Below are 12,891 nucleotides of genomic sequence, written 5' to 3'. Positions count from 1 at the left end.
AATCACCAAGTTTTTATAATAATTTTCATTATATTTATTGGAATATATTATGGTCGTTCTACAATTAAATGTTGGTAAAATAACTGTTAATTAAAATTTAGGATAATATCTACAACTATCGCAGAACGACTATACTTTGACAATTAAATATTATACCAATCATTTGTTTTTTTACATAAATTATTAATTTAAAGGAGGCATCACATGCTTAAAACACTTCCCCCAACATTAAGGGAGAAAAAGAGATACATCGGATTTGAAATCATTTATCAGAATGAATTATCCAGCAATGAAGTTGTAGGAATTGTGAGAAATGCCATCATTAATTATTATGGTGCTTGGGGCTGTTCAAAAGCAAATCCTTGGTTAATTGATTATACCCATCCAAAAGGAATTCTAAGAGTTTCCCGTGATGAAGTAGATTACGTTAAAGCATCCCTTATACTCCTAAGTGAATACAGACATTTACCAATAAATATAAGAATCTTGGGAGTTTCAGGTTCTATAAAAAAAGTCAGAGCAAAGTTTTTAAAAGTTCCTCATGAGGAATACTATAAAGTAATACAGAGAATAAAGAGAAAAAGAAAGGGAGACCAATAAACCAATATTATGGTCACTTTTACTTAATAATATCTTATGGCCAAGTTACCAATTTAGGAACTTCCGGGAAGTTTTTAATTTTTTTCTTAACCAATTCTGGCCAGTCTTCATAATCAAATCCGTATTGGGCTAAAAACCCAATAACCCATCTTGTAAGACCATAACCTGTACATCCAGTCCATACTTTTCTTCCTTTAAAGTCTTTAATTCCAAATCCTTCAACAAAGTGTGTTCCATGAACATTTGCAGATGTTACAGCTACACCTTTTCTTTCGTCTTTAACGTGAGGTAGCAAGAGTCTCATTTCGTATTTTGGAACTTCTGGGAAATCAATACCTCTATCTTCTTTTTTTCTACCTTCCAAGTAGAATGGATCGTCTCCGACTTCAGTCCAGTATTCTAAATCCAATTTTTCTGCAAGTTTTTCAGCATACTTTAGTGTTTCATCCCTTACTTTTTCAACAAATTCTGGAGAACCCATCCAAACACATTCTGCCCTTAAAAACTCATTTACTCTGTCAAGACCTTTGGCTCCCCCACCTTCCCATCTGTAGGTCCAACCACTTCTATCAAAGAACTTCATAGGTTTGTCAACATCCACCATCTCATGGTCAAAGAAGCTATAGAATGGCTCACACTGTGCAGGGGCCAGAACATAACCTGGATCCCTTAAGAGGTTCTTTAACTTTGGAATTGGTATTTCTTTTTTAATCATCATTTCATTTACAAACTCTTGGAACATTTCAGGCTCTCTCTTTGGAGGGCATACGTAGTACATCCCTTCAGGTAATCCCTCTAAATATCTCATTTTGTACATTACATCTAAAGGAATCAACTTTGGGAACAAACATTCATCAAATCCAATTTTTTCAATACATTCTTCTATAATGAGGTCTTCAAATGCTCTAAATAACTTTGTTATTGGAGCGGTGTAGAACCACTGACCTCTTCCTGGGAATTTCTTAACCCATCCGAGCTGTTCTGCAACTTCTGTCGGGTCTTTATCAAATTTAATTTCTCTTTTAGCTTTATACTCACTTACAATAGTTCCAGGAGCTATTTTACAGACTTCAAATGTTAAATCTTTTTCTTCTTTTTCAAGTTCATTTTTAACGAATTTTATAGCCCTATCAATGATATTTCTTTTTAATTCACTGTCTCCAACATTTTCAAATACTAACTTTATTCCTTCTTCGTCAAATTCTACTTCACATTCAGGGACTTTAATATTCTTCAATCCTTCCATTTTTTCCTTTTCAGCAGGTACTGTAATTACATAGTGGTCTATTGCAGTGTCCCTTATACCTATTTTGTGTTTTCTACCTATTTTTTCCATTATCGGTTTTTTTAATCTTATCAATCCTTCATGAGCTCTGGTATAAGTTCCTGAAACTATTTTTAACTTCAGTTCTTTCCCTTCAAAGTTATAATCCACTACTTTTGAAGCTTCCTCTTCTTTTCCTTTAGGAACTCCTTTTAAAAATATCTCCTTATTGTTCAATACTTCTTCGATGTCTTTCTTTGCTTCTTCTTCAAGTTCTTTGCTAAATATAAGTCTACCATCCAATTCAAATCTCATGGAATCACCATATATCATAATCTATTAATATAATCTATAATAACTAGTAGGGGAATATTGTACCATAATTCGATTCTCTATGATTATTTTTAAATTTTATGTATATGCTCAATTATTTTATCGGTTACTTCAGAAGTTTTTAAACTTCCGCCCAAGTCTGGAGTTACAAATCCTTTTTCCAGGAGTGATTTTACAGCAGCTCTCAATAAATCTCCTTTTTTCTTCATATCCAAATAGTCTAACATCATTGCAGCACTTAAAATTGTTCCAATTGGATTTGCAATTCCCTTTCCTGCAATGTCTGGAGCTGAACCATGAACCGGTTCAAATAATCCACTCTTATCACCAATATTTGCCGATGGAGCCATTCCAAGTCCACCAATTAGTGCGGAAGCTTCATCAGATAGAATATCCCCAAATAAGTTGGTAGTAACCATTACATCAAACATCTGTGGATTTTTTATTATGTACATTGCTGTTGCATCTACCAAATAATCGTTGAATTCCATATTAAACTTTTTATTGTATTCTAACCCGATGTTATTAAATATTTCTAAAAATAATCCATCCGTTATTCGTAGAACATTTGATTTATGAATGCAGGAAACTTTTTTTCTGTTGTTTTTTACTGCATAATCAAATGCGAATTTTATAATTCTTTCGCTTCCCTTTTTAGAAATAATCCTCTCAGCAACTGCAAATTCTCCTTCTTCGTTGTAATATTCTCTTTTTGAATAAAGACCTTCGGTGTTTTCCCTTACAATAACAAAATCGATATTATTATCTGAACAAAAATGTTTCGCTCCACCTACTGGATTCGAAAATCTTTGATTTTCGTAAAAATTATATATCGGCCTTACATTTGCATATAAATCCAGCTCTTTTCTAAGTGTTAGGATTGGACTCCTGTATGTTTTATCCTTTAATTCGGTTGGTTTTGGTGTCGTTATAGCTCCAAAAAGTACTGCATCACATTCTTTTGCAGTTTGAATGGTTTCTTCAGGTATGGCATCTCCATACTTTTTAAGGCATTCCAGTCCGGCCTCTGCATTTATAAATTCGAAATCGCCAATTTCTTTTAAAATTCTAACTGTTTCAGGCACCACTTCCTTACCGACGCCATCTCCTTCAATTACGCAAATTTTAGGAATCTTTCTCATAAAATCACCTGAACGTAGTGAAGGTGAGCTATGAAAACCGCTAGGTTTTCATTCAATCACCTGAACATGTGAAGGTGAGTTGTAAAAATCCTTCGGATTTTTACTCAATCACCTGAATAAGATATGAGCTCTATGAAATCCTGAAAGGATTTGTTCAATCGGAATGAGCGTCGAAGCAAATCCTTCGGATTTACTGTCGAAGCAAATCGAAGATTTGCTGACTCACGAAACCTTCGGTTTCGTCGAGAAGCGAACGAAGATATAAAATTCCTTCGGAATTTTATTCAATCACGAGTGTAACGAAGGTGATTTAAAACCTTCGGTTTTAAATTTTCTCACCAATTTGAAAAACTACAAAATTGATTTTGTCCTATTATCATAAAATAAACGTTAATGGTTAAAATGATAAACTTTAGGGATTATATTATATGAAATATAAAAATATATGTAAAAATAAAATAAATGTTATTATGGAATTCTAAGAAAATATAATAAAAATAGTCCAATTATTATAATGGCACCACTGAGCCAAAACCTTTTGATACCTTTCCCCCGATTCCAAACAGATTTGGGATATTAAAATTAACTTCAAATTCACCAAAAAATCCAATAAATTTGTTTCCTTTGTATTTGACTGGAATTTCACTATATCTTAAAATATTTGCTTCTATTCTTTTATTAACTGTGTAGTTTAAGTATTTACTCATTGATAATAAATTTCCCACCAATATTCTTTCAAGTTTTTCTTTCCGTTCATTCTCATTTAATTTTTTGTAATCCAAATAATTTTTCTCATTTAAAGCAACCCAAGGGGATACAAACTTATATTTTTTTAAATCGTCACATACCCCTAGCTCCTCAGATTTTACTGATACATATCCATCAACAACATTATAAGTTTCATGATTCAATTCTAATTTGTTAATATCAAGCACTATACTTCCTAAAATATTTACTCCCTCAGATATTCCTATTAGATAGGCATTACCACCCATTATTTTGTACTGAATTTTAGGATAAGAGTATATAAATCCACCCCCGCTGTGGTTGTGCAGTTCTTTATAACCACATTTATTGAACTTATTTAATATATATCCCCTCAAATAAGAAGTTTGAGACTTTTTTAATGGTCTATCTGTCTTTAATTTACAATACATTGTTTTTAATTCCATATTTTCCCTCATAGTATTAACATATTATCTTCAACAACCTTAAATCCGGTTTCTACGTCATAATATGTTTCATCAATCACATTTATATTCTTATTTTCATCTATTAAAGTATCCTTTCCTTTGATGGCATGTTTGGGAACGGATATTATGTATTGATAAAAGTCCTTTTTTATTTTTAAAAATTCCCCCTTTCTTTTAAATGGGTCGTTTATGCTTTTTATCCGCTCATATTCATCATATACTTCTTTTGATTTATCTTCAACATTTACAAACAGATTTATTTGAAGTATTTCATCGATTAGCTTAAAGTTTTTAGGAACTTTATCGTACTCAAACTTTTTAATAGTTTCCAATAACTCTCTCGATGAATCATCATATCCCTTCAATTTGTTAAAATAACAATTGCTAAGGTTTAAAAACTCCCTTTCTTCAATTTCATCATAGTTTTTTAATAATTCCTCAGTCTTTGAAATGAGAGCTCCGTTATAAATATACCTACTGAATGGATGACCATTATCATTGATTAGTTTGACTATGTTTATACTCCCCTTTTCTGTTCCTTCCCCATGTCTGTTGCATCTCCCCGCAGTTTGATTTATTGAATCCAATGGTGCAATATCTCGATATACGATATCAACGCTTATATCCACTCCTGCTTCGATTAATTGGGTGGATACTATGATTTTTCGGTTATTGTTTTTATTATTTTTATTAATCTTCTCAATACGGTTTAAACGCTCCTTTGGATATATATTGGCGGATAAATAATAATATTCAGTATTTTCATAGCTATATTCCTTTAATAAGTCATAAACTTCTTTTGATGATTTTATAGTATTCAATACTATTAAAAAATCTTTATCTGGATTGTTGTTTATGTCTTCGTCTAATACATCTACAAATTCAGTTAAATCCATAGGTTCATTATGTATTTTCATTTTTATTCTGTTTAAGTTTAAGAAATAATGTTCTTTGTCGTCAAGAAGTTCCACATATTCATTTTTATCAAAAATCATAGGTAGCGTGGCTGTTGTAAGTATGAAATATATATTATACTCCCCTGCCAAAAATTTAAATATTTTATTGACTAAATGCCAGTATTTGTGAGGAATGGACTGTATTTCATCCAATATGATTATGCTGTTAGATAAGCTGCTGAACTTTTTTAAATCGCTGTTTTTATTTGAAAATATACTGTAAAACAACTGCATAAATGTTGTTGTAATTATTTTGGAGCTCCATGTTTCTATTAAGTGAAGTGATTTATCTCCATCCAATATATTTTCTTCCCCATTTTCCTCATGTCTATATACCACATCTGACAGATGGTGATGTTTTAAAAGAATATTCGAAGGAGGATTTTTTAAAACTTCATTTAAAACTTTGTAGTTTTGGTCAATAATGCTTAAAAAGGGAAGGCAGTATATTATTTTCATATCGATGTTTTTTTCAGTTTTTATCCGATTTGACAATTTTAGGGCAAAATTAAAAATAGTAAGAGTCTTTCCAATTCCTGTTGGAGCATTTAATGTGTATATTTTTTGATTTAAATCTAAATTATGCACTTTATTTGAAATTTTATAAAATATTTCTGTTCTTAGGTGGTCTATTGGTTTGATTTTAGGTTTATTTTCAATATAATCAATAATATCAGTTGGGATTTTACTAAAACCGTCGGTTTTCGAAATCCTTAACGGAGTGTCTGAATTTGCTGGATAGTTGTTAGAAGTTTGTCTAAATATGGCATCCTCTTTATCAGATGATATTAACAGAGAAAATAAATATTGATACAAATAATACATTTCGGTTTTCATTTCATCGTTGGTTTCATATTTTAGTTCATCACAGAGATACTCCAATTCTTCAACTTCTGAAATAAGTTCCTCAAAATTACAATTCAATTTTGGGATATTATTTTCCCCTAAAATGCCGTTTATAAAATTGAAATCTAATGATTCAAACTGTTTTTTTAAAATATTTTCATCATATATGGAAGCATCGTGTATGAGCTCCGATAAACTGGTATGATGATTTTTTACACATAATGAAAATATTTGGTAGTATTTGTTATTTACCTCTTTTGCCACTAAATAACTCTTTATAATGTAGTTTGCTAAAATAAACGATATTTCCGAATGTCTTTTTAATATCTTTTTCTCTATTTTCTCATTTCTTATATATTTTTGAAAATAGGTTGTAGTCTTTCCAAAATCATGGGATAAGCATATTATTTTTAAAATATCCTTGATAATGACATTATTAAAGTATTTTAATTTTGGCGGATTGTATTTAGATAATGCCCTATTTTTTGTGTTTATAAGATGTTTTTTTAGTGGATAGTCAGGATTAGGATGAGATATAAGCTCCATATAGAGTCCCCCAATATCTAAATAAAGGTAATATTCTCTTTTAGTTCTGGAATAGGGTAATACTCTTTAACCTTGCAACTTATTGGTTCTCCATTTCGTTCGTAAAATATATCTATATACTCCGTGGTTATTCTATTTTCATCCATCTCATTTGGTATCTTTGAAAATAAATACTCCCTATCTATTTCCAAATTAATATCATCATTTATTATATTATCTCGCCTAATTAATGAGTTAATGAGCGTGTATTCATTATAGGAAACTTTTTTCTCAACCTCAAACTCCCCTATATATTCAAAATTTGCTATGAGCTCCGATAGTCCCAACGATATAATATATACTGTTTTATGCTGTTCCAACAATTTCTTTAATTTTGAATATAGTCCCTCATCCGTTAAATGAACATACAACCTATATTTTGGATTTTTAAGCATTTCAAATCGTATTTGTGTTCTGCCATTTATTAGATTAAAACCCGGTCCTTTTACCCTGCCTTTTTTTGTATCAATTAGATTTAGGGCGATATTGGTTTTTTGTATGGGATTTTTTATTCTTAGGGCTATCTTTACAGTATTTTTATTTATATGCTTTAAATAGTCCTCTTTATCCAATCCCAAAAATGCCCCCAATATGCCATATATTGAAGTTTTTGGGGGAAAATCATAAGATAGTGGGCTCGTAGTTGTATAAATTTTTTTAAAATGTCCATAGTCCCCCCATATATCAAAAACTATTAGTTTCATATTCTCACTTTTACATCCTTGTTTTAATGAATACGTCTAAAATATTTAAAAAATTTAAAATTGAAGTTTAAATAACAATTTCTTTAAACTCAATTCCATCGACATTGAATTTAAACTCCTCACCGTTGTAAGTTAGTTTTAATCTATCATCCCATACGTATTCAACATTTTCAATTTTATCTTTATTTTTCAGTAGAATATCAATTAATTTTGTCATGTCAATTTCATAGTCATCGGAGCTCCTAATTTCCTCGTCTTTGACATCGGATTTAATAGCTAAGCATTTGTCCAAATCTCCAATATGGTAGTTGTTTTCCTTGTAATTCACTTTAATTAATAACCTTGGAGTTTGTCCCATTTTACTTCTGCTAATTAGGTTTTTTGTCCCATTCCATACTGCATCAATAAGTTTATCTATGTCTTCTTTTGATAGATTGGTATGTTTTGCGGCATTTTCATTTATTATTCCATAAAATGATATTAAAGAGTATGGAACGACATATTCTTCCCTAAAAGTTTTTTGTCCTTTATCCTTTCCAGATGCAAATGCTCCAGTCCCCTTTATAAACATTGGCTCTACTTTGTGGAGAGACTTCCCAAATCTAAACTGAACAGGTCCTGTAAGTGTAATAGAACCTCCCTTGTTTTTCTTTAATTCAATAGGTATTGTACCCCCAAAAAGTCTAACATCGATACAGCTGTTTAAAATGTTATTCTTCATTATTTCTTTCATTTCATTTAGTTTTAGATTTGATTTATCAATTTTATTGTTATTTTCATCATACAGGAAGTCCTCAGCCCTCAACTTTGCATCTTGAATATTACCTTCATCGTCTTCAATTTCCCTTACAAATATTTCCTCCCCTTTAAATTCATTTAAATAGTCCCTGATAGTTCTTTTTAATCTAACATCACTTACTAAATTTATTCCAGTTGATGGGTCAATTCTTGGCTTGTTATCATCCAATGGGTCCCCATTTGGATTTGCATATTGGACATCGTATAAAAATATTAATTCACTTCTGTTTATGCCATTTGATTCAGTATTGCTCATTTTCCTCCCCCTCATTATTGTTTTTGTGTAGGTTGTCAAAAACGGAGCTCATGGAAATGCCCAATGAAAATATATAAGATATTTCATTGTTTGATAAATTCCAATTGCCACCAGATTCTATAAATCTGCGTGCAGTTTCTTCTTTTAGGCGGGAATAATAATTTATATTATCCTCCTGCCCATATTCCATTAATTTTTGAGTTGCCTCTTTGAATATATTTTCAACTTTGGATTTATCCAATTTTAAACCATGAAGTTTCGCTAAAAACGGTTTTGACTGTCGTTTTTGATATTGAAGGTTTAAAAGTTTATTAACCAACACACCAGTTAAAAACACTGTTTTTTTATCCTCACTGTTGAAAAACTCCCCATAATCTTCAAAAAACTTATCTATTTCACTGTAATCATATGTGGATTTTTCTGTGATGATTTCACCCCTCGGTTTTAGGTTAGTATTGAGTAGATTTGTGTTAATTAGGAAGTAAATAACCATAAATGATTTGTATGCGGATAAACTGATAGATTTGTTATTTGTGAATTCTCGCCGTATTTTTGAGATAAATTGGTTAATTAGGTAATGATAATCAATTTTTTCATTTGAAAATACGCTGTTCATAAGTTTTAAAAATACTTCGTTATCAACAAATTCCTTAATATATCCAAATAAAAACTTCAACCCCTCTAAATCCTCACTATTTTTGAATATTGAAGTTGGATACTCCCGCTGATCTTTATTTAGCCTTTTTAAATCCGCATTTATTTTATAGCTTTTGAATACTGGCATGTTTTCAGTTTTTTCCATGGCGTTGTATAATATACTGAACCTTGAAGGAAGAACATCCTCAATCATTTGAAGAACTTTGAAATCATTACCTTCGTTGAAGAACATGAATGTAGTGTAGCAGTAAATATCCCTGTTTTTTAGAAATCTCAGCAAATGTTTTTCATTTCTAGAATAATCCTTGTTGATTCCCACATTTTTTACTAAGTCATTATACCTATTTAGGATTCGCTCCATGTCTTTGTCAAATAAGACCTTTGGAATCATATAAAATTCTGTTCCGTAAAATCTGCCCCTTAAATTTTCATCCAAATATTTTTTCCCCTCTTCAACAGCCAATGCACATTTTAAACATATTGGAAAGGTTTTCCATGCTTCATTTGGATTAAATCCACTTACATTTCCAATTTTATCCACTGTGTAAAACCCAAATTTTCTAAACAGACCATATACTTCTTCATTTTCTTCATTACATATTGAACATACGCCGGAGCTCTTTGAATTTATGTTTCCAGTTTTTATATAATAATAATCCATGGTAGCTTTGTATATGAAATAATTTCTGAACTCCTGAATATCTCCGACAAAATATTCATTTTCACCATCTCTAAATGTTATGGTGAGTATTGTGCCATCCTTTCCCTTTTTGTCGATGATATCTTTTAAAATTTTATCCTCGTTATCTTTTAGGGATTTTTCCAATTTTTTAAGTAAATGAGATTCTTTATAATCTTTATATTTTCTTGTTTCAGATACTGCCTTGATTATCTTTTTTTTCAGCGTTTTTTCAGGTTCTGTAATTTTTGAAGTTGGTGAAAAATCAGCACCGTTGGAAGCCCCTGCTTTATACATTAATTTTAATATTTTGCCCTTATCAAATTCATCAATATACACTCCTAAATACTCCAACGTATTATAATCAAAAGTTATTTTCAATATATCCTTATAATTTCCTTTCACATTTGGATTTTCAACCAATATTGATAATGGATTGTTTAAATCTTTTTCTTCATTTTTTATTACATAGTTTCCAATTTGTGCTACATTTGATAACATACTACACCAATTAATACTATAAATAGATATTAACATATATGTATAGTAATAATTATATTTAATAACATATATATAATTTTTTTATTTTAAAATTAGAAAATAAATTGTGGGAATATGGATTTACTTTTAAAAACTAATGGATTTTTTCTATCTAAAAAAGAAGATAGATTCCACGTGGAACTGGAAAAAGATGGTAAAATCATAAAAACAGATATACCTGCAAGCAAAATAGAAAGAATAATCCTTTCAAACAATGGAACAATCACTACGGGGGCGGTATCTCTCGCTATTGAAAATAACATTCCAATAATATTTTTAAAATGGGAAGAACCAACAGGTATGATTTGGCATTGTAGAATTGGAAAAACTGCTAAAACTCGAAGAAGTCAGCTAAAATTTAGTGAATCCATTGAAGGCATAAGGTTTGCATCGAATTGGATTAAAAGAAAGATGGAAAACCAAATAGGCTATTTAAAAGACTTAAAAAAGAATCATAACCATAAGGGGGATTTTGATACAATAATAAAAAACATTGATAACTGTATGGAGGAGCTCACCCAATACACAAACAATATTGATGATAAATTACCCCATAGGGAAATAAAAGATACAATAATTGGGATAGAAGGAATTGCTTCAAAATACTACTTTGAAGGTATAAATCATGCCCTACCTAAGAATTATAAATTCAAAGAAAGAAGTAGAAGACCTGCAAAAGATAGGTTTAATGCCCTTCTAAATTATGGATACGGAATGCTTTATCCAATGGTTGAAAAATGCCTTATTATTGCAGGTTTAGACCCATATGTTGGTTTTATACATGCCGATAATTATAATAAAACCACGTTGGTTTATGATGTAATTGAAATGTATAGAGCTCATATCGATAGGGGAGTTGTGAATTTTATAAACTCTAAAAAAGTTAAGGATAATCATTTTGATACTTTGGAAAACGGGATTTCATTATCTGATAATGGAAAGGGGGAATTTGCACCATATATAAAAGATAATGTATTTGGAAAGGAGTTTTATTTTAAGAATAAAAAATATTTATTGCCTGATTTTATACAAAAGGAATGTTATGAGATTGCCAAATCAATAAGGGGGAAGATTTTATGATTTATGTGATTTATGACATTAGTGATAATAAAATAAGGAAAAAAATATCGGATAAATGCTTAAATTATGGACTTTATAGGATTCAAAAGTCGGTTTTTGCAGGAAGTTTAAATAACAATAGAGTGGATGAGCTCAGGGTTTTTTGTGAAAATATTCTTAAGAATGGTGGTGAGAACGATAAAATATACATCATACCAGTATGCAAAAAATGTTTTGGAAGTTTGATATGTGTGGGGGAAGAATTTGATAAAGATTTAATCACCGATAATAAAAATACGCTGGTGCTTTAAATGAGCGATGAAGAGATGATAACAGTTTCCGATGTTGTGGAGTATATGTATTGCCCGAGATTTGTTTATTTTGAGAGAGTTTTAGGCATTCCACAGCATGAAGAAAAAAGGGAAAAAGTTGTTATTGGTAGGAACATTCATGAATTAAGGGAGAAAATAAACAAAGGATACATTAGAAAAAGTATAAATGCAAAATCAAAATACATTGATGTTTATTTGTCATCTAAAAAGTATAGAATTGTTGGGGTAGTGGATGAGATTGTAGAGCTCGGGGATGGTAGTTATTCACCACTTGATTATAAGTTCGCCGAGTTTAAGAATAAGTTGTTTAAGACTCATAAGTATCAATCGGTGCTTTATGGGTTGTTAATTAAGGATAATTTTGATGTGGATGTTAAAAAGGGCTATGTGGTTTATGTTAGAAGCGGGAATTTAGTTAAGGAAATAGAATTTAAGAAAAAAGATTTTGATGATGCTATTATATTTGTTGATTTGATATTTGATATAATTGAAAATGAGGAATTTCCTGATGGCATTAAAGTAAATAAAAGAAAATGTATTGATTGCTGTTATAGGAATGTGTGTTGTAAGTGATTAATATTTTTGATGATGATCATTAAATTTTTTAATTTTGCTTTCTAGCTTTTATATATGGGGCATCTGATTTTGTTCCGAGAAAAATGCAAAAAAGTATTACTGTTTTTTTCGATGGAGATTCTTTATTTTTTATATATGTTGGTATTTTAAGGTTATTCTATATGTTTTAAGGATTAATGAGTTTAAATAATATAAAATAAGGTTGGATAACGCTTCTTTTCTCCTACTGTTGTGTTTAGTATTTATAATCATGATACACAACCTTTCTTGCTTTTAAATACTATTTGATAATCAACCAGTAAGAAAAATCACTTCAAAATAGAAAGGCATATAAACTAGTAAAACAATAAAAAAAGATGAAAAGTATAGGG

Annotated in this window: 11 protein-coding genes; 4 read left to right on the top strand and 7 right to left on the bottom strand. The window is 30.3% G+C overall.

Translation table 11 applies throughout. The annotated features are described in order from the left end of the window. The first annotated feature begins 204 nt into the window (after positions 1-204). On the top strand, positions 205-600 hold the full coding sequence (locus tag F555_RS0107820) for an Rpp14/Pop5 family protein (protein WP_018154668.1): 396 nt from the start codon (positions 205-207) through the stop codon (positions 598-600). A 34-nt stretch (positions 601-634) separates the two neighbouring features. On the opposite strand, the gene serS is transcribed toward F555_RS0107820, so the two are convergent. The 7 genes from serS to F555_RS0107785 form a co-directional block, all read right to left on the bottom strand. After that, a complete protein-coding gene (gene serS / locus F555_RS0107815) occupies positions 635-2,179 on the bottom strand; it encodes a serine--tRNA ligase (protein WP_018154667.1) in 1,545 nt (514 codons plus the stop codon). Between the two features lie 89 nt (positions 2,180-2,268). Then, on the bottom strand, positions 2,269-3,339 hold the full coding sequence (aksF, locus tag F555_RS0107810) for a homoisocitrate dehydrogenase (protein ID WP_018154666.1): 1,071 nt from the start codon (positions 3,337-3,339) through the stop codon (positions 2,269-2,271). A 509-nt stretch (positions 3,340-3,848) separates the two neighbouring features. Then, positions 3,849-4,511 (bottom strand): CRISPR-associated endonuclease Cas6, encoded by a 663-nt coding sequence (locus F555_RS0107805; protein WP_018154665.1) that lies wholly within the window; start codon positions 4,509-4,511, stop codon positions 3,849-3,851. An 8-nt stretch (positions 4,512-4,519) separates the two neighbouring features. Then, positions 4,520-6,880 carry a CRISPR-associated helicase/endonuclease Cas3 gene (locus F555_RS0107800; RefSeq protein ID WP_018154664.1) on the bottom strand — a complete coding sequence of 787 codons (2,361 nt, stop codon included), beginning with the start codon at positions 6,878-6,880 and terminating at the stop codon, positions 4,520-4,522. 17 nt (positions 6,881-6,897) lie between these two features. Next, positions 6,898-7,623, bottom strand: coding sequence for a type I-B CRISPR-associated protein Cas5b (cas5b, locus tag F555_RS0107795; protein ID WP_018154663.1), 726 nt, complete (start codon positions 7,621-7,623; stop codon positions 6,898-6,900). A 67-nt stretch (positions 7,624-7,690) separates the two neighbouring features. Continuing rightward, positions 7,691-8,677: a type I-B CRISPR-associated protein Cas7/Csh2 gene (gene cas7b, locus F555_RS0107790; RefSeq protein WP_018154662.1), complete on the bottom strand. Its 987-nt coding sequence runs from the start codon at positions 8,675-8,677 to the stop codon at positions 7,691-7,693. After that, on the bottom strand, positions 8,664-10,514 hold the full coding sequence (locus F555_RS0107785; RefSeq protein WP_018154661.1) for a TIGR02556 family CRISPR-associated protein: 1,851 nt from the start codon (positions 10,512-10,514) through the stop codon (positions 8,664-8,666). The genes cas7b and F555_RS0107785 overlap by 14 nt, the downstream gene beginning before the upstream one ends. 114 nt (positions 10,515-10,628) lie before the next feature. Between F555_RS0107785 and cas1 the strand changes: the two genes are divergently transcribed. Genes cas1 through cas4 form a run of 3 tightly spaced genes read left to right on the top strand, consistent with a single transcriptional unit; the run spans position 10,629 to position 12,517 of the window. Further along, positions 10,629-11,633, top strand: a complete 1,005-nt coding sequence (gene cas1, locus F555_RS0107780) for a CRISPR-associated endonuclease Cas1 (RefSeq protein WP_018154660.1) — start codon at positions 10,629-10,631, stop codon at positions 11,631-11,633. Next, positions 11,630-11,923 (top strand): CRISPR-associated endonuclease Cas2, encoded by a 294-nt coding sequence (cas2, locus tag F555_RS0107775; RefSeq protein ID WP_018154659.1) that lies wholly within the window; start codon positions 11,630-11,632, stop codon positions 11,921-11,923. The genes cas1 and cas2 overlap by 4 nt, the downstream gene beginning before the upstream one ends. Next, the gene (cas4, locus tag F555_RS0107770) at positions 11,924-12,517 is read left to right on the top strand and encodes a CRISPR-associated protein Cas4 (protein ID WP_018154658.1); all 594 of its coding nucleotides are present in this window, start codon (positions 11,924-11,926) and stop codon (positions 12,515-12,517) included. Positions 12,518-12,891 lie beyond the last annotated feature (374 nt).

Origin of the sequence: Methanothermococcus thermolithotrophicus DSM 2095, from assembly GCF_000376965.1 — an archaeon.
In the GTDB taxonomy this organism is placed as follows: domain Archaea; phylum AGJL01; class Methanococci; order Methanococcales; family Methanococcaceae; genus Methanothermococcus; species Methanothermococcus thermolithotrophicus.
This window is presented reverse-complemented; position numbering and strand designations above follow the sequence as displayed.